The 19906-nt window shown below is 57.2% G+C and carries 21 protein-coding genes and 1 tRNA gene; 13 read left to right on the top strand and 9 right to left on the bottom strand.

Annotated features, from left to right (window positions below; all coding sequences use genetic code 11):
- Window positions 1-62: 62 nt before the first annotated feature.
- Window positions 63-139 (top strand) — tRNA-Pro (locus tag DZE2538_RS19475).
- 455 nt (window positions 140-594) lie between these two features.
- Here the strand turns inward: DZE2538_RS19475 and DZE2538_RS19470 are convergent.
- The 3 genes from DZE2538_RS19470 to DZE2538_RS19460 are packed head-to-tail and all read right to left on the bottom strand — an operon-like array spanning window position 595 to window position 2636.
- A complete protein-coding gene (locus tag DZE2538_RS19470) occupies window positions 595-1218 on the bottom strand; it encodes a tetratricopeptide repeat protein (protein WP_038917040.1) in 624 nt (207 codons plus the stop codon).
- A gap of 11 nt (window positions 1219-1229) precedes the next feature.
- Entirely contained in the window at window positions 1230-2024 is a 795-nt protein-coding gene (locus tag DZE2538_RS19465) for an SDR family oxidoreductase (protein ID WP_038917039.1), read from the bottom strand.
- Window positions 2025-2027: 3 nt separating this feature from the next.
- Window positions 2028-2636, bottom strand: a complete 609-nt coding sequence (locus tag DZE2538_RS19460) for an iron-containing redox enzyme family protein (protein ID WP_019846523.1) — start codon at window positions 2634-2636, stop codon at window positions 2028-2030.
- A 232-nt stretch (window positions 2637-2868) separates the two neighbouring features.
- On the opposite strand from DZE2538_RS19460, the gene DZE2538_RS19455 reads away from it, so the two are divergent.
- Both DZE2538_RS19455 and DZE2538_RS19450 read left to right on the top strand, forming a co-directional pair.
- On the top strand, window positions 2869-4050 hold the full coding sequence (locus DZE2538_RS19455; RefSeq protein ID WP_038917038.1) for an MFS transporter: 1182 nt from the start codon (window positions 2869-2871) through the stop codon (window positions 4048-4050).
- A gap of 30 nt (window positions 4051-4080) precedes the next feature.
- Window positions 4081-4971, top strand: coding sequence for a LysR family transcriptional regulator (locus DZE2538_RS19450; RefSeq protein ID WP_038914897.1), 891 nt, complete (start codon window positions 4081-4083; stop codon window positions 4969-4971).
- A gap of 34 nt (window positions 4972-5005) precedes the next feature.
- Here the strand turns inward: DZE2538_RS19450 and DZE2538_RS21385 are convergent, their stop codons facing one another.
- Window positions 5006-5140 carry a hypothetical protein gene (locus DZE2538_RS21385; RefSeq protein WP_269077908.1) on the bottom strand — a complete coding sequence of 45 codons (135 nt, stop codon included), beginning with the start codon at window positions 5138-5140 and terminating at the stop codon, window positions 5006-5008.
- Between DZE2538_RS21385 and DZE2538_RS19445 the strand changes: the two genes are divergently transcribed.
- Window positions 5139-6308: an MFS transporter gene (locus DZE2538_RS19445; RefSeq protein WP_038917037.1), complete on the top strand. Its 1170-nt coding sequence runs from the start codon at window positions 5139-5141 to the stop codon at window positions 6306-6308. The genes DZE2538_RS21385 and DZE2538_RS19445 overlap by 2 nt on opposite strands.
- A 95-nt stretch (window positions 6309-6403) precedes the next feature.
- Here DZE2538_RS19445 and DZE2538_RS19440 read toward each other — a convergent pair whose 3' ends face one another.
- From DZE2538_RS19440 to DZE2538_RS19430, 3 genes are all read right to left on the bottom strand, one after another.
- Complete coding sequence (locus DZE2538_RS19440) at window positions 6404-7684, bottom strand: histidine-type phosphatase (protein WP_038917036.1); 1281 nt, start codon at window positions 7682-7684, stop codon at window positions 6404-6406.
- A gap of 218 nt (window positions 7685-7902) precedes the next feature.
- Window positions 7903-8367: a GNAT family N-acetyltransferase gene (locus DZE2538_RS19435; protein WP_038917035.1), complete on the bottom strand. Its 465-nt coding sequence runs from the start codon at window positions 8365-8367 to the stop codon at window positions 7903-7905.
- A gap of 39 nt (window positions 8368-8406) precedes the next feature.
- Window positions 8407-9762, bottom strand: coding sequence for a D-serine ammonia-lyase (locus DZE2538_RS19430; RefSeq protein WP_038917034.1), 1356 nt, complete (start codon window positions 9760-9762; stop codon window positions 8407-8409).
- Between the two features lie 372 nt (window positions 9763-10134).
- Between DZE2538_RS19430 and DZE2538_RS19425 the strand changes: the two genes are divergently transcribed.
- From DZE2538_RS19425 to DZE2538_RS19415, 3 genes are all read left to right on the top strand, one after another.
- Complete coding sequence (locus tag DZE2538_RS19425; protein WP_038917033.1) at window positions 10135-10416, top strand: hypothetical protein; 282 nt, start codon at window positions 10135-10137, stop codon at window positions 10414-10416.
- Window positions 10417-10592: 176 nt separating this feature from the next.
- Entirely contained in the window at window positions 10593-10844 is a 252-nt protein-coding gene (locus DZE2538_RS19420; RefSeq protein ID WP_038917032.1) for a YdgH/BhsA/McbA family protein, read from the top strand.
- A 373-nt stretch (window positions 10845-11217) separates the two neighbouring features.
- Window positions 11218-11469, top strand: coding sequence for a YdgH/BhsA/McbA family protein (locus DZE2538_RS19415; protein ID WP_038917031.1), 252 nt, complete (start codon window positions 11218-11220; stop codon window positions 11467-11469).
- A gap of 58 nt (window positions 11470-11527) precedes the next feature.
- Here the strand turns inward: DZE2538_RS19415 and DZE2538_RS19410 are convergent, their stop codons facing one another.
- Complete coding sequence (locus DZE2538_RS19410) at window positions 11528-12631, bottom strand: ROK family transcriptional regulator (protein ID WP_038917030.1); 1104 nt, start codon at window positions 12629-12631, stop codon at window positions 11528-11530.
- A gap of 100 nt (window positions 12632-12731) precedes the next feature.
- Here DZE2538_RS19410 and DZE2538_RS19405 point away from each other — a divergent pair, with 100 nt between their 5' ends.
- From DZE2538_RS19405 to DZE2538_RS19380, 6 genes are all read left to right on the top strand, one after another.
- Window positions 12732-14102, top strand: a complete 1371-nt coding sequence (locus DZE2538_RS19405) for an ABC transporter substrate-binding protein (protein ID WP_038917029.1) — start codon at window positions 12732-12734, stop codon at window positions 14100-14102.
- A 52-nt stretch (window positions 14103-14154) separates the two neighbouring features.
- Window positions 14155-15072 (top strand): carbohydrate ABC transporter permease, encoded by a 918-nt coding sequence (locus tag DZE2538_RS19400; protein WP_038906062.1) that lies wholly within the window; start codon window positions 14155-14157, stop codon window positions 15070-15072.
- Entirely contained in the window at window positions 15069-16115 is a 1047-nt protein-coding gene (locus DZE2538_RS19395) for a carbohydrate ABC transporter permease (protein ID WP_038917028.1), read from the top strand. Before DZE2538_RS19400 ends, DZE2538_RS19395 begins: the two co-directional genes overlap by 4 nt.
- 3 nt (window positions 16116-16118) lie before the next feature.
- Entirely contained in the window at window positions 16119-17222 is a 1104-nt protein-coding gene (locus tag DZE2538_RS19390) for an ABC transporter ATP-binding protein (protein ID WP_038917233.1), read from the top strand.
- 28 nt (window positions 17223-17250) lie between these two features.
- Window positions 17251-18114 (top strand): endonuclease/exonuclease/phosphatase family protein, encoded by an 864-nt coding sequence (locus tag DZE2538_RS19385; RefSeq protein WP_038917027.1) that lies wholly within the window; start codon window positions 17251-17253, stop codon window positions 18112-18114.
- Between the two features lie 200 nt (window positions 18115-18314).
- Window positions 18315-18566 carry a YdgH/BhsA/McbA family protein gene (locus DZE2538_RS19380; RefSeq protein WP_038917026.1) on the top strand — a complete coding sequence of 84 codons (252 nt, stop codon included), beginning with the start codon at window positions 18315-18317 and terminating at the stop codon, window positions 18564-18566.
- Window positions 18567-18705: 139 nt separating this feature from the next.
- Here the strand turns inward: DZE2538_RS19380 and DZE2538_RS19375 are convergent, their stop codons facing one another.
- Window positions 18706-19890 carry a BaiN/RdsA family NAD(P)/FAD-dependent oxidoreductase gene (locus DZE2538_RS19375; RefSeq protein ID WP_038917025.1) on the bottom strand — a complete coding sequence of 395 codons (1185 nt, stop codon included), beginning with the start codon at window positions 19888-19890 and terminating at the stop codon, window positions 18706-18708.
- Between the last annotated feature and the right edge of the window lie 16 nt (window positions 19891-19906).

Genomic DNA, 19906 nt, shown 5'->3' with positions numbered 1-19906 from the left:
AAAAAAGCCTATGAAAAAGGATTGACGCTATAGTAGGGGAGCAGTAATATGCGCCCCGCATTCGGTGAGTGGCGCAGCCTGGTAGCGCACTTCGTTCGGGACGAAGGGGTCGGAGGTTCGAATCCTCTCTCACCGACCATTTTTAAAACGATAAAACCCGGTTATCGTTGACATGAAACTCGCATCTTACCGATAGCGAGTTTTTTTGTTTTTATTGTCTGGTGTGATGTTTTTTTCGCCGGCTCCTTCGCTTTTCAGGCTTCACCATCCTAAATCTCACTGTAGATGCCATTTCTCTGTTGCTTTTATGTGAAATGCGCTGTTTTTACCATAGATATCTTCCTTGGTTTTTTCCATAATTTTTTGTTTTTATTCTAGTTATCGTTAATGGTGATACCTTTTTGTTGGCTTTCGCCTTTATTTACATTAAGACGGCCAGCGACCCCATTTCCTCACGAAAATGTTAGCTGTTTTAATCTGGATGTATCAATAAAAGGTGAAAAAAACGACACGGGAGAATGCCCGTCGGTTCGGCAATGGCCGATGTGGCACGAAACCACCGTGTAGGTTGAGCTCGAAGGAAGTCGCCGTTGTTTATCTTAACTGCGCCAGCGCCTTTTCGGCTTCTGCGCGACGGCCCTGGTCGGCAATTTCACGCCCCGGACGTGGCGCGGTAGTTAGCGCCGTGTTCAGGTATTGTCTGGCTTCGCTTTTGCGCCCGGCTTTCAGCAGGAAGTCACCGTAAAAGAAGTTAGCGTCAATGCTGGTGGGGTTCATTTTCAAGGCGGTTTTGAGGTATCGCTCCGCTTTTTTATCGTCACCAAACCCTAGCGGCCAGCCCGGCACCTGATAGTAAAGTACCCCGAGGATGGTGTAAGCCGCACCATTGAGCGCCTGTGGGTCAATAACAATCGCTTGTTCCAGCAGGCTTTTGGCTTGCCCGGCCAGATTGAGCGCTTCCATACCGTCTTTGACTCCCGCCCAGCTACTCTCCACCATTGCCGACGAGATAAGGTAATCCGCGCGGTTGGGGTAATTTTCCGCCAGCTCCTGCGCCTGTCGGCTAAGTGTGGCGAAACAGGCTTCTTTCATGCTCGCTGGCGTTCTGTACTGGCAGACTGACCATTGCCGATGGATATCCATCGACATATCGGCGGCATAGGTCATGCCGGTTGTCAGTAATCCACCGAACAGTAGCACCATCGAACGCAGAGTCATGTACGATTTCCCTATTTCTTTTGTGATGTTATATAACGCTGGATCACGGCCAACTGGCGCCGGATGGCTTTATCCACCACCGTGGGCAATAGTGCATTTAGCGCCACAAACACTTTTTCTGGCCACCCCAGCCATTGGCGTAACGTTTCCCGCTCCAGCGCGTTAACCACGCGATCCGCTACCCAGCCAGGACGGTCGCTGCGATAGCCCAATTCCTGCATCAGCTTGCTGGCAGTGGATGAATTGCCTTTGGCATCGACGGCTCTGGGAGCAAGGTGCAATACTTTAACGCCTTTTGATGACAGTTCGCGGTGCAGTGCCTCACTAAATCCACGTAAAGCGAATTTGCTGGCGCAATAGACGCTGTATCCAGGGTAGCCGATCCCATCCAGCGTGGAGCCAATATTCATGATAATGCCGGGCGTGTTGATACAGCCGAGCAATGCATGGGTGAGCAGGATTGGCGCCTCGGTATTTAGCATAAGCTGCTGGCGAATCGTGTCGTGGCTTTGATCGTGAAACGAGCTAAACGTCGAGGTGTCGGTGTTGTTAATCAGCACGTCCAGCCTGGCGTTTTCCGGAAAACACTCTGCCAGCGCATCGAGATCCTGTTCGTTACAGAGGTCGGCCAGCAAAATATTGTGATGGTCGGCATCAGGTAGCCTGCGCTGTAACGCCAGCAACGCCTGTTCGTTACGGCCTACCAGGTATAACCTGGCGCCTTTGGCGGCCAGTGCCATCGCCAGTTCCTGACCCAGGTTGCTGCTGGCACCAGTCAATAGAATGCGTTTATTGTCGAGTTTCATAGCTTAGTGCTCCGTGAGGCTGCGCAGCATATCGCCGTACAGCCGATAAACCACGTGAGCGGCGTGGATGATGGCGGCCTGATCGGCTGAGTCGTTAATGTTATCCATCAGTGTGGCGAAGCAAGGAAGCGGCGTCTGATTCGTCGGAGCTCGTGATGGCGATTGACCTGTGGTGCTGGTCGTAATGTTGAGATTGAGACCTTCCAGTACGTGCATCAGGCCGAAGATGCTCATGGGGTTGCCGCGCTGGATCTGATCGTAAAAGTAAGCGGCCATCAACTCGATCCACTCAGCGACCGCACGCTGACGCCAGGTATCCATTTCAATACCACAGGCACGAATTTTGCGGCGAAGCGACGCCTTGTAGCCATACTCGGCGTCGAGGTACGCCGTTAGTGCCTGACGCGCCCATTCCTGATGCTGGGGAACACGCCCGCTCGCGGCCATTAACAGTGGCACGGTATAGCTGACGTGGTGATAAATCTGCGTCAGAAAAGCAACGTACATTTCCCCGGTAATAGTCCCCTGGCGGCAGGCGTGGATAACCGGCGCGGACATCATGAGTTGCTGCGAGGCTGAGGTGGCGGATTGTAGTTGTTGGTAAAAGCTCATGTCTTACTCCTGAATGGCGCGTTGACAATCGTAAGAGCGGCCGCTAAGGATGCGATGGTGTCATGCTAGCGGGGGAGCATTAAGAGAGACTTAAGACGATTAAAAAATCGTTTTACTCCCGGATTTGACGTCAAAATCTGCAGGCGATGCAGATATCCCAAAGAGCAGGCTGACATCCGCTATACTGAGCGCCCGATACGCAATGACAGCAATGACACAACGGAGAAAAAGCATGTCGACATCGCGCCGCGCGCATCAACTGGCGATTCTGGTGGTGATGACCAGCGCCTCGTTGGTGGGGCTGGTTCAGGGGTATTCCATCCCGCTGGTGACGTTGAAACTCACGGCGCTGGGATACGGTTCTGCACTGACCGGCATGATGTCCGCACTACCGGCGATAGGCGTGTTTGTCTCTTCGTGGGTGGCTGCCCCGGTAGCGATGCGCCTGCCGGTTGGCCTGTTGCTGGCGTTGTCGACATGGGGAATGGGGATAAGCCTGACGTTGTCGTTTTATCTCGATAATGTCGCGCTGCTGGCGGTTCCCCGTTTTATGATGGGGTTTTGCTGCGGCCTGATTATCGTCATTGGTGAATCCTGGGTCAGTGGCCATACCGCCGAGCATCGCCGTGGGGTGCTGGTCGGGTTGTACGCCACCGCGTTTACCGGCCTGCAACTGTTGGGACCGTTGCTGATTTCCTTCACCGGCCTGAATGATCCTACCGGGTTGTTGCTGATTCTGGCACTGCATGGCCTGTGTCTGTTGATGGTGCCCGGTGCGTCATTTTCCCGGCTGGCGCTGAGCGCGCATCGGCAACATAACCTGTTTTCTTTGTTACTGGCTGCGCCTGCGCTGGCGATGGCGGTGTTTGCCTTCGCTTTTTTTGACGGCGCAGTCCTGTCGATGTTGCCACTGTACGGCATGGCGCACGGTTACGAGGAGTCGCTGGCGGTGCTGCTGGTCACCGTGCTGTTTATCGGCGATGCCTTATTGCAGGTGCCACTGGGCTGGATATCCGACAAGCTGGGTACGGTACGGGTACACCTGGCCTGTGGTGGGATGTTCGTGCTGATGCTGGCGGGTTTGCCATTTAGCTACGGCACTGGCTGGGTGTGGGCGAATGTTTTTGTGCTGGGTGCGGTAGCGGGCAGTATTTATACCTTGTCGCTGGTACGGGCCGGTAAGTTGTTCAGCGGCGTCGATTTGGTGGCGATCAACGCGCTGTTCGGTGTGTTGTGGGGCGTTGGCAGTTTTAGCGGGCCGTTGGTGAGCGGTTCGCTGATGCAGTGGTACGGCCGTGATGGGCTTATCGCGATTCTGGTGTTACTGGGATTGCTGTTTCTGGCGGCTAACGTCTTGCCGACGATGACGGCACGCTATGCCGACGGAACAGCGAATCAGGAAGTGGCGGAGTAGTGCTGGGGTAGTGAATGACCGGAGGAGAAAATGGATCGTCTGGTAACGCTGGAAACCTTTGTCTGTGTGTACGAGTGCGGGTCTTTTTCTGCGGCGGCGAGCCGTCTGGGCATTGGTCAACCGGCCATCTCCAAAGCTATTATGCAGCTTGAGCAGCAACTGGCCGTCAAATTGTTGCTGCGCTCCACCCGTGGCCTGACACCCACGGAAGCCGGACAGCAGTTTTATCGTCAGGTCGCTCCGGCACTGCGGCAATTGCAGGAGGCGCAGGATGCGGTGCGCGGCGGTAACGGTGAACTGAGCGGCTATTTGCGGGTGTCGGCACCGGTGACTTTTGCACGCTTGCATGTCCTGCCTCATCTGCATACGTTTTTGTCGCAACATCCCAACCTGAAGGCCGACATCATTCTGGATGATCGTCCGGTGGATTTGATAGCCGAAGGTATTGACGTAGCGTTGCGAGTTGGTGACCTGAAAGACTCCGGATTGACCGCCCGAAAGATAGGATCGGCACCGATGCGGTTGCTGGCTACACCGGCGTATTTCGCGGCTCACGGTACACCAACGTCGCCCGACGCGCTGGAACACCATGATGCGGTTATCTACCTGCAAGCTGAAGCGCCGGGTAGTGTTTGCTTCCAGAAGGGTGACCGACAACACCGGGTGATGCTGTCCGGGCGTATCCGTACCACGGCGGCGGAAGGCGTGCGGGAAGCGGTGCTGGCGGGCAATGGGCTGACGGTGGCCTCGGCGTGGATGTTTGCGCCAGAGCTGGCGAACGGTACGGTGGTCACTGCGCTGACCGACTGGCATATCGGTGTGAGGGATGTGTGGGCGGTTTACCCCGGCGGCCGGTTAACCTCAGCCCGTGCTCAGGCATTTACCGGGTTTGTGGCCCGCCATTTATCCACGCCTGCCTGAGTCTTCCTTCATCCATTCCATTCTGGAATAACTATTATGGCAGATAGCTATCTTCTGCGGTGAAGTCGCTTTCCCTATCCTGAGCCTGTCCCTTCTGTCGTACCGCGTGATGGTGCTTGCGGCCAGAAGGGAACATGACCGTCAGACAGGCAACCACGGAGATAACCATGAGCACATTATCGTACAGCGATGACACCGTAAGAACGGGTAAGCCGCTGATTTTTGCGATGGCCACCGCCAGTGGCGCAGCAGTCGCCAATATTTATTACAACCAACCGATGCTTGGCCTTATCACCGCCAGTTTTCCTGCTAGCAGTGCGACATCCATGATCCCCACCGCCACTCAGCTGGGTTACGCGTTGGGATTGCTGATGCTGGTACCACTGGGGGATAAATTTGAGCGTCGGCGGCTGATCGTCTGGCAATTTCTCCTGCTGGCATTGGCCTCGGTGCTGGCGGCGTTGGCACCATCGGCACCGGTGTTGCTGGCCGCGTCGGTATTGATTGGTGTGGGTGCGACGGTCGCTCAGCAGATTGTGCCGGTTGCCGCGACGATAGCGGGCGAAGGCCAGCGTGGGGCTGTGGTCGGTACGGTGATGAGCGGATTATTGAGCGGTATTTTGCTCAGCCGGACGCTGGCCGGGTTAGTGGCGGATGCCGCTGGCTGGCGCGCCATGTTCTGGCTGAGCGTGCCGCTGGCGTTGGCCGGTGCGGTGCTGATGTGGCGCATGTTACCCGTGTTGTCGTCATCATCCGTGTTGTCCTGGCGTTCGTTGATGCGTTCGCTGCTGACGCTGTGGCGCGCGGAGCCGATGTTGCGCCGTGCGACCTGGATTCAGGGCGCGCTGTTCGCATCGTTTAGTGCGTTCTGGAGTATTCTGGCGCTCTATCTTGCCAGCGGCAGCCATCCGCTCGGTGCGGCGGCGGCAGGTCTGTTTGGCGTCATCGGTGTGGCGGGGATTACGGCGGCACCCGTGGCAGGACGGCTGGCGGACCGTATCGGCAGTCGGCCGGTGATTCTGCTGGGGGCGTTGCTGACGTTGCTGGCATGGGGCGTTATCGCTTTATGGGGAACGGTGGCGGGCTTGATTGTCGGTGTGGTGCTGCTGGACCTTGGGGTACAGAGCGCGTTGATTGCTCATCAACATGTGATTTATGGGCTTCAGCCTGCGGCGCGCGGTCGTATCAATACCTTGTTTATGGGCGGTATGTTCCTTGGTGGGGCGTTGGGGTCCAGCGGGGCGATGGCAGCCTGGCAGGCCGGCGGGTGGTTACCGGTGACGGTATTTGCTGGCGGGGTGGCGTTGCTGGCGCTGGTCGCCGCCAGCCGTCGTTAATCACGGGCGGGTCCCGCCCGTGACGGCCATACAGTACGACATTTATCAGTATGACAACTCGATACCGGTACGGCAACTTGACGTGTGGCGGACTATTACGGCGTATAGTGCACTGGCAGCAGCGCGGTACGGTCCACCGCGTCGTTAAGGCGCTTCATCACCGCGTCATACGGGCACAGGGTACCGATATCGGTTTTCTGACAGTCAGGCATCGAGAACTCGCTGCGTAACGGCGGGTGGCTGTCATCCAGCGCCGCGAGCCCACGAATCTGATCCAGCGATTGTGCCTGGAAATAGATACGCACAACACGCTGACCAGACTGCTGATTGCGCCAGCGTTCGAAGATAAGGCTACCTGCGGGCGGGATATTGCCGCGCGGATAGTCGCCCATCTGCCAGGTAAAGCCCAGCATCGTACGCAGTTTGGCGATGTTGGTGTCATGCGCCACATACAGCAGCCATTTGGCATCTGGTGGGGCATCAGCCTGATGCTCGGTGTTGAGTGCCAGCGCTATCTGGTTCATCAGTACCGACGCACCGCGGCGTGCCACGTAGGGCAGATCGTTGGTGAAATCGTAATTGGCGGTCAGAAGTGGCATCAGCGCAGCCACCTCTGCGGCGGTTTTAGCATGACCGAAGGCCACCTCGCTGAGCGGATTATTGTTGCTGTAGGACAGCCGGATAGTCTCCGCGATGTTGGCCAGCACCTCAGGGCCGTGCAGTGAAATATTCCCTTTTTTACTCTCTTTCACTTCCCAGGGCGTGCTGAACGCCGGGCAGGGTTTATCCGGCAGGCAGACTGCCTGTTTCAGACGATCGATAGCGGGTTGCCATTGCGCCTGAATTTGCGCGGCGCTTTTGTCCTGCATCGCGTTTTGCAGGTCGGCTTTCACCTGCTGCTGATCGAGCGTCACACCTGCCGTCTCGGCATGAAACAGCGGGTCGTTGTCTTCATCCTCAGGGCCTTGAATCGCCACACCACAACCGGGGAACACGCCATCCATCAGCGCCATTGCGGTTTCCCGCGTGCGTTGTAGCGGACTGGCCCAGACGAACACATCGCCGGGAGCCGGACAAGCCTGACTCAGTAACCCATGCTGGCGCAGGTACTGCCCCTCGTAGTGCCCTTTTAACACCGCTGCCGCGTAGCCGTGACCGGTCAGCTCGCCGTACTGCGTCAACCAGGTCGGCCACTGGCGATCGGTGCCTTCCTGAATGGTTTTAACATTGCCTTTCGTCGGCGGGCGGACACCGTGGCGACTGACTTCCACCACTTTTTCCAGCGTCCAGCCTGACGACGGGGTGTCTGCCTGTGCCCCTATCCAGGGAAGTGCCGAGAGCAGCAGCCCGGCGATGATCTTGCGTGTGAATACCATAATGAGTCCTCAGGTACCTGTCTTTTAGTCGCCACCAGAGTGACATGACGGCGGCAGTGGGAAACCTATTTTTCTATCTAATAAACAAGGATTTTCTTTCAATCTGTAAACAAAATTATTGCAGGAAAAATATCGCTGCCACTTTCGGGTAGGTCACGGAGCTGAAAGAAAAAAAGAAAACGCCGAGAAAACGCCGAGATGTATCGAAAACCATGGCATCACAGCGTCAGGCGCATCGTGGTCAATGCCAGTCCCTGATTGCCAAATGGGGTGGTGGCGGTGGCGTGAAAGCCGAGTGACTGATAACAGCGCAGCGCACTGTGATTATGGCTAAACACCGATAGCGACACCGTGTGGGCCTGATAGTGCTGTGCGGCGTGGTGGATAGCTGCCCGCAACATCTCTTGTGCCAGCCCACGGCCGCGGCAGGCCGGGTCGATAAATACCCGGCACAGGCGGCTGTGACCCGGCTCCACCTGATTGAGCTCGACGAACCCCACCATATCGCCCTGATGTTCGAACAGGTATGGCGCAAACTGGGGATGCGCCAGATGATCGGCAATCTGTGTAGCGGTAAGCGGAAACGAGTAGCTGGGGCCACCCCACAGCAGATTCAGCTCGGCACTGTCTATCCAGCGAATCAGCCGTGGATAATCCGCCGGTGTAAAATCGATAAGAGGCATGAGCGGTGTGTCCTTTGTGCTTATTTACGGCGTTGTCGACTAGCGACAGGCGGCACCCGCTTGCAGGTAGTGCGCCATTTCGTCTTCCGGCACCATGCCGCCGCCGGTGGCCCAGATAACATGCGTGCCTTGCTGACAACGCGGTGGTGTGAGCGGGGCACGCTGGCGGTAGCCCTGATTTTCCTGCAACAGACGCAGAAAGCCCGGCGCGCCCGCCAGTGCCGATGGCTCCAGCAGAATCTGTTGCGTGTCGTGCATGGTATGCAGCAATGCCAGCATCTCGTCATCCGTCAGCGTGTAGTAACCATCGATGAGTCGTTGCATGGCCTTGCCGACAAAACCAGAAGGACGACCGACTGCCAGCCCGTCGGCGGCGGTACGGTTACTGATGCCGAAATCCTGCACCGCCAGCTTATCGTGCAGGCCGGTGTAAACGCCCATGAGCATGCAGGGTGATTCGGTGGGTTCGGCAAAAATACAGTGTACGTGATCGCCAAACGCCAGTTTTAACCCAAAGCTGATGCCGCCGGGTGCACCGCCGACGCCGCACGGCAGGTAAACGAAGAGCGGATGATCGATGTCCACCACCCGGCCTTGTGCGGCAAACTGTGCTTTTAGTCGCTCACCGGCTACGGCGTAGCCAAGAAACAGCGAGGTGGAGTTTTCATCGTCGATAAAGTGGCACAGTGGGTCGGACTGGGCTTCCCGGCGACCTTGCGCCACCGCCTGACCGTAATCGCCGTCGTATTCCACTACTCGCACACCGTGTGCCCGCAGCCGGTCTTTTTTCCACTGCCGGGCGTCGGCGGACATATGCACGGTGGTATCAAAACCCAGCCGCGCACTGGCGATACCGATGGACATACCGAGATTGCCGGTAGAGCCGACAGCAACTTTATGGCGGTGGAAACATCGTTGGCAGTCGTCGTCCAGTAAGCGGCGATAGTCATCGCTTTCGCGCAACAAACCGTGGCGCAACGCCAGTTGTTCCGCATGGAACAGCACCTCGTAAATACCGCCGCGGGCTTTAACGGACCCTGCGACCGGTAAGTGACTGTCCAATTTCAGCAATACCGCTGGTGGTGTATCCAAACCAGCCTGTTGGGCAATCGCCGCCGCGAATGTCGGCACCGCCACCAGCTCAGACTCGATGATGCCACCACTGGCTTGCAGTTCCGGAAAGGCGTGTTGCAGAAAGGGGGCGAATCGCTGTAAACGTTGACTGGCATCGGTCACATCGGCGTGGGTGAGCGGTACATCACGCAAGGCTTCATGTACGGATGTGGCGGCCGGGTTAAACCAGCATACCGGCTGGCGGCTCACCAGCGGCGCGAGTAGGGGAAAGTCATGGAACCATTGCTGCAACGTTTTACCGTGCAAGGCATCACCTGTCATCGTGGTCTCCTGTCTGCATCGTTTTTCCTGTCCTGTTATTTATCATGCCTGTATTGACGGGGTTTTGCCCGCCAGCGTGGCGGCTGAGATACTGTTTTTATGATTTTCCTTTTTAATCATATAGATAGGTGTTTTGGCTCTCTATACGGAATTTTTATACCCACACAAACGGCTTTTACGACAAATTTACCGTCTGGCTCGTAATCTGATGACGTGTCCCCGGGCGGGGCGGCGTCAACCAAAGGCGGGCTGAACGTCGTATCGGGGGCGAAATCATGGGCTTTGATACAGCTCAGATGCGCTGTGCGGCAGGTTCATTTCAGGGGGGAGTGAGCCTGCCATAGCGTGTCTCCCAACACAGAGGACGTCACCATGAACGTCAACAGACTGGTGGCAGGTGGAATACTCATGCTGCTGCCATTATACGGGCTGGCTATCGCACCTTATCCGGCTGATGGCAGCCATGCATTCACCGAGGCGCAGCGGGCTGAGATTCGTCGAATTGTGATGGAGTCTCTACTGGCGCACCCGGCCAATGGGACGACAAACACGTCGGAGACGATGAGCGGCGGCTGTGTGCCGTCACATCCGATAGCGGATAACGGCAAGCGCAGTCCGTGTGTCGACATGCGGTGGGTATGCCCGCCGCAGTAAGTCTGGCGGAAGATATGGCGATCAGATAACGCCGAATTAGATTCAAAAAAATTGACAGTTATGCGCAAATAAACCCGATTTTAACGCTGCGATAACAGGCCTATTATCACTTCCATCGAAAGTGAAGACGCTTTCAACGAGAAAGTTAACCGAATTCAACGTGAAGGATATAGACCATGAACGCTATCAAAAATATTGTTGCAGTTATCACCCTGGCTACCGTTTCTTTCGGCACCTTTGCCGCGACAGAAGTGCAGCACTCTGCCAGCCAGTCCATCGGTACCGTCAGCGCCAGCGCCAATACACTGGACGGCCTGCAGGCTAACCTGTCTGAAAAAGCGAGTGCCGCGGGTGCCAAATCGTTCCGCATCATCTCTGCGACTGGCAATGACAGCCAACTGCGCGGTGTCGCTGAACTCTATAACTGATAACCGATTTATCGTTATCATGCGCAACAATGGCCGCCTTCGGGCGGCTTTGTTGTTTTCAGCACTGGGTAAGTGCCAGCGCCGCAGCGCCGAAAGCGGCGCTGTTTTGTGTGGGTAATGTGAGCGGTGTGTCATTGTCCGATAGCGGATAGCGCAGTCCGTGTGTCGATGTGCGGTGGGTGTGCCCGCCGCAGTAAGTCTGGCGGAAGATATGGCGATCAGATAACGCCGAATTAGATTCAAAAAAATTGACAGTTATGCGCAAATAAACCCGATTTTAACGCTGCGATAACAGGTCTATTATCACTTCCATCGAAAGCGAAGACGCTTTCAACGAGAAAGTTAACCGAATTCAACGTGAAGGATATAGACCATGAACGCTATCAAAAATATTGTTGCAGTTATCACCCTGGCTACCGTTTCTTTCGGCACCTTTGCCGCGACAGAAGTGCAGCACGCTGCCAGCCAGTCCATCGGTACCGTCAGCGCCAGCGCCAATACACTGGACGGCCTGCAGGCTAACCTGTCTGAAAAAGCGGGTGCCGCGGGTGCCAAATCGTTCCGCATCATCTCCGCGACTGGCAGTGATAACCAACTGCGCGGTGTGGCTGAACTCTATAACTGATAGCCGGTTTATCGTTATCATGCGCAACAATGGCCGCCTTCGGGCGGCTTTGTTGTTTTCAGTACTGGCTCAATGCCAGTGCAGCAGCACCGAAAGCGGCGCTATTTTGTGTGGGTAACGTGGAGAGACGCACCGGCGGCAGCATGAGCGGTGCGTCATCGTCCGGCGCAGGTGCCTGCGCCATGACGGCGGCTTGCAAACCCGCCATGAACGGGGTGGGCAAGGTCCCGCCCAGATAAAGGCTGGGTGGGTCGAGCAGCGCGGTAACGGCATAGAGTAGCTGGTACAGCTCGCCCGCCGCGCGTTGAACCCAGCGCATTCCAGCGGGTGAGGCTGCCAGTGCCAGCCAGTTGACGTCCGCAGTTATGGCGGGCAGCGGTTCGCCTGCCGCTAACAGGTAATCCTGTAGATCGTCAAACGACGGGCGTGATTGCGCGCGGGTGCGCAGCGCACCAATCTCACCGGCGTTACCCAGTCGGCCGCGGTGGAGCTCACCGTTGAAGATCAGAGCGCCGCCAATCCCTTTACCGATATACAGGTAAAAAAAACTGTCATCAGGAGCAGCGGAGCCAAAATGCAGTTCGCCGATGGCAGCACAGTTGGCGTCGTTTTCCACCAACACCGGGCAGCCCAACCGTTCACTCAATTGTCGGGCGATATCGACCCCGCGCCAGGCCGCCAGACCGGGGGCAATCCACACCGGCATGGCACCGCCGTCAAAGCGGGCGGGCAGCGCCAGGCTGACAGCCAGCAGCCGTTCGCGTGCCTGTGGTAGCACATCAAGCTGGGTATTAATCGCATTGGCCAGCGTATCCGCGACTGACGCCACCATCCGAAAATCACCACGCAGGGTAGTGTGTGCCACGGCTTGCCCGGCGTAATCCATCAGGATCAGGCAAATCAGGTCGTATTCCGCGTACACCCCCAACACATAGCCCGCCTGAGCCGCCGGTCGCAGGTTGATTTGCGGCGGGCCGCGCCGCCCTTGCGCCCGGTCGCTTTCTTCCAGCAGGCCAAGGTTGAGCATGTCTCTGGTCATCATACTGACGGCGGCGGTCGTCAGGCCGCTGGCGGCGGCCAGGGCGCTGCGTGACAGGCTGCCAGAGCGGCGCAGCAACCCCAGCAGCTTGCGGTGGGTGGTGGTGAGTTCTCGCTTTTCCATGGGTATCCGTTGTCCCGGTTCTGTCCGGTTTCCTTCATACGTCTGCAATATAATTAAGCTACTTAATTAATTCGTCAACCCCAATAACAGGATGGTACCCGTGCGTAAACTTGTCTCGTTATCCCTGACAGCGTTACTGGTGAGCGGGCTAATGGCCCACACGGCGCTAGCGGATGTTATCAAACTCAAGCTCTGGACCCTGAATGACAGAAACGCGCCGATGCGCACCGTCAATATCGAAGAGGCGGCGGCGGTGCTCAACCAGCAATTCGCCGATGCGGGTGTGGATCGCAAAATCGTTATCGATACCCATGCCAGCGCGGTACAAGGCTGGGACGATCTGGCGCTGGATACGCTGAAAGCCTTCGGTGTGAATCAGGGGCCGGACATCGTGCTGCTGCCGCACGAGTGGATTGGCGAGTTCGCCCGCAATGGTTATGCCATGCCGATGGAGGCGCAAATCAAAGCGAACCCGTGGGTGTACGCCGATATTCTGCCGGTATTGTGGGAAGCGATGAAGTATCAGGGCAAGGTGTACGGCATACCGCAGGATGCGGAAATCCGCATGTTTTTCTATAACAAGGACATGCTGCGCAAGATTGGCAAAGACGAAACGTTTATCGATAGCCTGCCCGCCCGTGTCGACAGCGGTGAATTCACGCTGGATGACCTGACGGCGCTGGCCAAAGAGGTGGTCGACCGTCAGGTAGCGCTAATCGGCATGTTGCACCGCCCGAATGTCGGTATCGACTACCTGATGGTGTTTGCCGCGTGCGGTGCCAGATTTATGGATGAGAAGACTGGCAAACTGTTATTTGCGAAAAAAGAAACCCAGGCAGCCCTCAGCTGGTATGCCCGCAATGTCGCAGCAGGTGTCACGCCGACTGATAACACCGCCATGAGCTGGGACGCTATCCAGACGGCGTTCAAGCAGGAAAAAGCCTTCCTGTTCCATCAGGGGATTTGGGCGATGGCCTGGCAGGTGAACGATAGCTTTGGCCCGGCGTGGCCTGCCGATAAAGCGGGATACACCCACAAGATTGGCTGGATAGCCGCCCCGGCGTTGGTAAAAGGGGGTAAACCCGCCAACCTGTCGCACCCTATCGCTTACGTGGTCAGCAACAAGAGCCAGTATAAGGATCTGGCGGCACAGTTGGTGGCTATCGCCAGCCTGCCTTACTACAACAATCGCCACGACATCAGCTCCTATCACACCGCTATCAGCCACGCTCAGGCCGCCATGCCGCAGTACACCGATAACTGGGCGCTGAGTGAAGCCGGCAAGATGATGAAAAACATTACCTTTGTGCCGAATCATGCCCGTTTTGGCGACTATAACCGTGTGCTGTTTAAAGGCTTGCAGGCGGTGGAAACCAAACGGATGACGCCAGCGCAGGCGGTGGACTTTATTGCCGACGAACTGGAAACCCAGTTGGGCAAGGATGTGGAAATCGTCGATAGCCTGCATTGATGGCAGGTGTCGTGGGCGCGGGTGTTATCCGCGTTGATGAACGAGGTGGCGTATGTCTGTAACGTTGTCGAACCGCACGGCTGGGGTACATCCGGCGCGCTGGCTGGCCCCGGCTATCTCGGTGCTGGCGGTGTTTTTTGTCGCGCCGATGCTGCTCAATGTGGTGATTGCGTTTAGTGATATGGGCAGCAACGTGCAGATAAGCGCCTTTGGTACCGACAACCTGATGCGGTTGCTGGTGTCGGACAAGCGCCTGCCCGCTATCTTGCTGACCACGCTGGTGTATGTGGTCAGTACGCTGCTGTTGTTCAACCTGGGGCTGGGGATTGTGCTGGCGATTGCCACCACGGCGGTACCGCCTGCGCTGGGGGCCTTGTTTCGCGGTATCTGGTTTTTGCCGCGTATTTCCCCCTCGGTGTTGTACGCGCTGTTGTGGATCTGGGCGGCAGACCCGTCGCCCCACAGCCTGATTAATCAGGTGGTGGTGGGGGTGTTCGGGTTGCCGCCGCTCAACCTGCGTAATGACCACCCGATGGTGTTGATTGTGGTGGCGAACGGTCTGGTGGGGGCGTCTTTTGCCATGGTGATCCTCGCTTCCACCATTCGCGCTATTCCGGCTCACCTGTGGCATGCCGCACGTGTTGATGGTGCTGGCGAGTGGTCGGTGATTCGTCATGTGGTGCTGCCAGCGTTAAAAAGCCCGGTGTGCTTTATTGCGCTGTATCAGGCGCTGTCGCTGATGGTGACCTACGAGTACATCCTATTGATTACCGGCGGTGGCCCGGTGTACGACACCACTACCTATGCACTTTATATCTACCGGCGGGCGTTCGAGTCCGGCGCTTATGGCTATGGCGCCATGCTGGCGCTGGGGTTGATGGTCTTCGGCGGGCTGCTGACGCTGTTGCAGTGGCGGATGATGAACATGCGTGCGCAGTTTTCTCCGCCACGTATTGAGGTGATGCGATGACGACGATGAACGCGGTTGACTGGGCGCGTCAGGCGGCGCGTTCGCGCTGGAATCGGGTGGGGTTTCTGGCGAGCGTGGTGCTGTTTCTGACGCTGGTATCGATACCGATTGTGACGCCGTATCTGTGGTTGTTGGCTATCTCGTTTACCCATCGGGATGGGGGTAGCGAGTATCAGGTGCTGTGGCGATTACTGACGATTGCCGCGCTGGCATACGCCTTGCTGCTGGCGATCGCCTGGCGGGCGCGTACCGAACAGCATGCCCGCCGTCTGCGCTGGCTGGTTGGTCTGGCGGCATTACTGGTGTGCGGCTTGTGGGTTGCCCCCGAACTGACATTCCACAACTATCGTTTTTTATGGAACCCGGATGTGCAGGCCACCGGCGTACAGAGTGGTACGTTGCCGTCAGTCTGGACGGCGTTGGGCAATTCGCTGCTGTTTGCGACCGGCCATACGGTGTTGGTGACTTTACTGGCGGTACCCGCCGCCTATGCCTTATCCCGGCTTGGCTTTCGACAGCGCGAAGGGGTGCTGAAGGCCTTGTTATTGCTGCACGCTTTTCCGGTGATGGCGCTGACGGTGGCGATTTTTATTCAGCTTTACTGGATGGGGCTGCTCAACAGCCTGTGGGGGGTGATGCTGGTGATGTGCGCCCTTGAGCTGCCGTTCGCTATTTTCGTGATGAAGAATTTTTTCGACGGCGTGTCGTGGGATATCGAAATGAGCGCCATTACCGACGGTGCCAGTCGTTTTCAGGCATTCCGGCTGGTGGTGTTGCCACAGGTGACCGGCGGCATCATCGCTATCGCCACCTTTGCCTTTTTGCGCGGCTGGGAGGAGTACATTTTTGTGCGCACCCTGCTGATAGACAGCAGCAGGATGACCATGAGCCTGTACCTGTTCTGGGCATCGCAAGACAGTATGGGCGCAGATTCCGGGCTGATTGCTGCCGTTGGCGTCGTCTATATCCTGCCGGTACTGGCGTTGTACCTGTTAACCCAACAATACCTGACGCAGATGAGCGTCGGCGGAATTAAAGGCTGAATGATGGCAGAGATTGTGCTTGATGGTGTAACCAAAGCCTGGGGCGATACGCCGGTGTTGCACCCGGTTAATCTGACGCTGGCTGACGGCGAGTTTGTGGCGATCCTCGGGCCGTCGGGGTGTGGTAAATCCACCACCTTATTCTTGCTGGCCGGGCTGTATGCGCCGACACAGGGGCAGATTCTGTTCGACGGTCAACGGGTGAATGGCGTCGATGCGCGCGATCGTAACGTTGGCGTGGTGTTCCAGTCTTACGCGCTCTACCCCCATCTGAATGTGTACGACAACATTGCGTTCCCGCTGCGTTTTAAACCCGACGAGCGTGCCGGGCGTGACCAGCGGGTGCGGGAAGCGGCCGCGCTGGTGCAGGTATCGGAACTGCTGGATCGCAAACCGTCAGCACTGTCCGGTGGTCAGCAACAGCGGGTGGCGCTGGCACGGGCGTTGGTAAAACGGCCGTCGCTGCTATTACTGGATGAACCGCTATCCAACCTTGATGCCACCTTGCGTATGACGATGCGTACCGAGTTGAAAGCGATTCACGCTCGCTCGCGCGCCACCACATTGATGGTCACCCATGACCAACTGGAGGCGATGACACTCGCCAGCCGCATTATCTGTATGAATCAGGGGCGGGTGGAGCAAATCGGCACCCCACAACAGCTCTATCGCCAGCCGGCCAATACCTTTGTCGCCGGCTTTATCGGCTCGCCGCCGATTTGTCTGCTGCCGGGGTACGCCAGTGGACATCAGTTGACGGTGGGTGAGGTTGGCTGGGGGCTGTCATCGGCCTGTCAGGGGGCTTTGATGCTCGGCATCCGGCCGGAAGACGTCACGCTGACGGCAGCAGTACCCGGTCTGTTGGCCGGGGATATCGAACACGTTGAGCCGATGGGGCGGGAAATCCTCTACCGCCTGCGCACGCCGCTTGGTCCCTTGCAGGCGTTGGTAGCCGGTTCGATAGCGCAGTATGACGTGGGAATGCGCGTCGGGGTATCGCTGTCGGCAGATACGCTGCTGCTGTTTGGTGCCGACGGCAATCGGCTTTGTGATGTCGGCGTGGTGCTGCCTGCCGATGACTTTCCCGCCTGCCGCACGGCAGGTTAATCTTCCTCTCTTACCAACAGGTTGCCTCATGCTCATTGTCAGCTACAACATTCAATACGGTCTTGGCCGCGATGGCCGTTACGATCTGGCTCGCATTGCCGACGAAGTGCGCGGTGCGGATATCATCTGTATGCAGGAAGTGGAACGCTTCTGGCAGCGCTCCGGTATGACGGACCAACCGGCGGAGCTGGCTGCGTTGCTGGGCGAGTATCACTGGGTGTATGGCGCTAATCTGGATATGGACGCGAGTACGGTGGCCGCGGACGGCCGGGTTCTCAACCGCCGCCGCCAGTTTGGTACCCTGACGTTGTCGCGCCGACCGATCCTTTCCAGCCGCAACTTCCCACTGCCGAAATTCGGCACGCTCACCCAGCATTCGATTCAGCAAGGTGTGCTGGAAACGGTGGTCGACACCGATGGCGGGGCGATTCGCGTTTATAACACCCATCTCAGTCATCTGTGCGCCGAGACCCGATTACCGCAAGTAGACGCGATGTTAGGGATTTTTGCCCGCGCCCCGGAGGAAGGGGGGGCCTGGTGCGGTGGTCACCCTGACCCGACGGCTGGCTGGACCGAAGGCCGCATGCCGGTGATGCCACAGGAGATGATCCTGATGGGTGATTTGAACTGCCTGCCGGACAGCGACGAATATCGCCATTTGGTGGGGCCGGTGTCGCCGCATCACGGCCGGTTGGTTCGCCATCGCGGGCTGATGGATGCCTGGGTTGCGGCAGGCCAGTTGGAGAGTAGCGGTTCTACCCACCCGAATGTTGGCGGCCGGATCGATCATTGCCTGCTGACGCCTTCACTGGGGTTGACGGTGCGTCGTTGCTGGGTCGATACGGAGAATCAGGGTTCCGATCACCACCCACTGTGGGTTGAACTGCAATAACCGGCCGCTCTGCCATCTGCGCTAAAAACAGGCAGGTGGCAGACAGTACCAGGGGGTGTTTTTAGTTCATAAATTTTGAATGATATCTGCAAATAAACCCGGTTTTAACGCTGCGATAACAGGTCTATTATCACTTCCATCGAAAGCGAAGATGCTTTCAACAAGAAAGTTAACCGAATTCAACGTGAAGGATATAGACCATGAACGCTATCAAAAATATTGTTGCAGTTATCACCCTGGCTACCGTTTCTTTCGGCACCTTCGCCGCGACAGAAGTGCAGCACGCTGCCAGCCAGTCCGTCGGTACCGTCAGTGCCAGCGCTAATACCCTGGACAGCCTGCAGGCTAACCTGGCTGAAAAAGCGAGTGCCGCCGGTGCCAAATCGTTCCGCATCATCTCCGCGACTGGCAGCGATAGCCAACTGCGCGGTGTGGCCGAACTGTACAACTAATCCCATCGATATAAAAAATAACGCCGATATTCGCTAACACCAGTATCACGTACGCAATGGCCGCCTTCGGGCGGCTTTGTTGTTTTGGGGAGTTGTTGTGGTGATTTTAGTGGTGCTGATTTAATGCGCTGTCTGGTGTTTACTCCAGCGCCTGCGCGCAAGCCCACGCCGAACTCCAGGCCCACTGGAAGTTATAACCGCCAAGCCAGCCGGTGACGTCCACCACCTCGCCGATAAAATACAACCCCGGGCATTTGCTGGCTTCCATCGTTTTTGACGACAGTTCGCGGGTATCAACCCCGCCGAGCGTGACTTCCGCCGTGCGATAACCTTCAGTGCCGTTAGGCTGTACCCGCCACTGCTGTAACGTGGCTTCTACCTCGGCCTGTTGCGACTTGTTGAGCTGCTTTAAGGTGACATCCGGTAGCTGCCCCAATGCTTGCAGGCATTCCACCAGTCGTTTCGGCAGCCATTGCGACAACGTATTTTTCAGGCTTTGGTTCGGGTGTGCCTGACGCTCAGCGTTCAGGCATTCCGCCAGATCAAGCGTGGGCAACAGATTGATGGTAACGAGTTCTCCCGGCTGCCAGTAGCTGGACAGTTGCAGAATGGCCGGGCCGGACAAGCCACGGTGGGTAAACAGGATATTCTCGCGGAAGGTGGTGCCGTTTGCGGCGCTGACCACCGCCGGTACCGATACGCCGGAGAGCGTTTGTAATTGCTCCAATAATGGTTTGTGCAGGGTAAACGGCACCAGTGCGGCGCGAGTCGGCAACACGTTGAGGCCAAATTGTGCCGCCAGTTGATAACCGAATGGTGTGGCCCCCAGACCGGGCATCGACAGCCCGCCGGTGGCGATAACCAGCGCGCGCGCTTGTACCACACCGGTATTGAGCTTCACCTGGAACAGCGCGTTTTTTTCTGCCGATAGCACCTCGCTGCGCAGGCGCAGCGTCACGTTACCGGCATCGCACTCTTTCATTAGCATATCGACAATGTGCTGCGCGGAATCGTCGCAGAACAACTGGCCGAGCGTTTTTTCGTGATACGCGATGCCGTAGCGGTTAATCAGGCTGATGAAATCCCACTGGGTATAGCGGGCGAGGGCAGATTTACAGAAGTGCGGGTTGTGCGACAGGTAAGCCGCCGGTTCGGCGTACAGATTGGTAAAGTTGCAGCGCCCACCGCCGGACATCAGAATTTTGCGGCCGGGTTTTTTGCCATTGTCCACCAGCAGCACCCGCAGACCTTTCTGGCCTGCCTGTGCCGCGCAGAATAGCCCGGCTGCTCCCGCGCCAAGGATGATGACGTCAAACTGTTCCACATTACTCTCCCGCTCT

Source organism: Dickeya zeae NCPPB 2538, from assembly GCF_000406165.1.
Classification (GTDB): domain Bacteria; phylum Pseudomonadota; class Gammaproteobacteria; order Enterobacterales; family Enterobacteriaceae; genus Dickeya; species Dickeya zeae.
Note: the sequence above shows the minus strand (reverse complement) of the source record. Positions and strands in the feature narration are given on the sequence as shown.

What these genes read in the sequence shown, in the direction of transcription:
- DZE2538_RS19470 (WP_038917040.1), bottom strand. Translation starts at nt 1,218, where the DNA reads ATGACTCTGCGTTCGATGGTGCTACTGTTCGGTGGATTACTGACAACC.
- DZE2538_RS19465 (WP_038917039.1), bottom strand. Translation starts at nt 2,024, where the DNA reads ATGAAACTCGACAATAAACGCATTCTATTGACTGGTGCCAGCAGCAAC.
- DZE2538_RS19460 (WP_019846523.1), bottom strand. Translation starts at nt 2,636, where the DNA reads ATGAGCTTTTACCAACAACTACAATCCGCCACCTCAGCCTCGCAGCAA.
- DZE2538_RS19455 (WP_038917038.1), top strand. Translation starts at nt 2,869, where the DNA reads ATGTCGACATCGCGCCGCGCGCATCAACTGGCGATTCTGGTGGTGATG.
- DZE2538_RS19450 (WP_038914897.1), top strand. Translation starts at nt 4,081, where the DNA reads ATGGATCGTCTGGTAACGCTGGAAACCTTTGTCTGTGTGTACGAGTGC.
- DZE2538_RS19445 (WP_038917037.1), top strand. Translation starts at nt 5,139, where the DNA reads ATGAGCACATTATCGTACAGCGATGACACCGTAAGAACGGGTAAGCCG.
- DZE2538_RS21385 (WP_269077908.1), bottom strand. Translation starts at nt 5,140, where the DNA reads ATGGTTATCTCCGTGGTTGCCTGTCTGACGGTCATGTTCCCTTCTGGC.
- DZE2538_RS19440 (WP_038917036.1), bottom strand. Translation starts at nt 7,684, where the DNA reads ATGGTATTCACACGCAAGATCATCGCCGGGCTGCTGCTCTCGGCACTT.
- DZE2538_RS19435 (WP_038917035.1), bottom strand. Translation starts at nt 8,367, where the DNA reads ATGCCTCTTATCGATTTTACACCGGCGGATTATCCACGGCTGATTCGC.
- DZE2538_RS19430 (WP_038917034.1), bottom strand. Translation starts at nt 9,762, where the DNA reads ATGACAGGTGATGCCTTGCACGGTAAAACGTTGCAGCAATGGTTCCAT.
- DZE2538_RS19425 (WP_038917033.1), top strand. Translation starts at nt 10,135, where the DNA reads ATGAACGTCAACAGACTGGTGGCAGGTGGAATACTCATGCTGCTGCCA.
- DZE2538_RS19420 (WP_038917032.1), top strand. Translation starts at nt 10,593, where the DNA reads ATGAACGCTATCAAAAATATTGTTGCAGTTATCACCCTGGCTACCGTT.
- DZE2538_RS19415 (WP_038917031.1), top strand. Translation starts at nt 11,218, where the DNA reads ATGAACGCTATCAAAAATATTGTTGCAGTTATCACCCTGGCTACCGTT.
- DZE2538_RS19410 (WP_038917030.1), bottom strand. Translation starts at nt 12,631, where the DNA reads ATGGAAAAGCGAGAACTCACCACCACCCACCGCAAGCTGCTGGGGTTG.
- DZE2538_RS19400 (WP_038906062.1), top strand. Translation starts at nt 14,155, where the DNA reads ATGTCTGTAACGTTGTCGAACCGCACGGCTGGGGTACATCCGGCGCGC.
- DZE2538_RS19395 (WP_038917028.1), top strand. Translation starts at nt 15,069, where the DNA reads ATGACGACGATGAACGCGGTTGACTGGGCGCGTCAGGCGGCGCGTTCG.
- DZE2538_RS19390 (WP_038917233.1), top strand. Translation starts at nt 16,119, where the DNA reads ATGGCAGAGATTGTGCTTGATGGTGTAACCAAAGCCTGGGGCGATACG.
- DZE2538_RS19385 (WP_038917027.1), top strand. Translation starts at nt 17,251, where the DNA reads ATGCTCATTGTCAGCTACAACATTCAATACGGTCTTGGCCGCGATGGC.
- DZE2538_RS19380 (WP_038917026.1), top strand. Translation starts at nt 18,315, where the DNA reads ATGAACGCTATCAAAAATATTGTTGCAGTTATCACCCTGGCTACCGTT.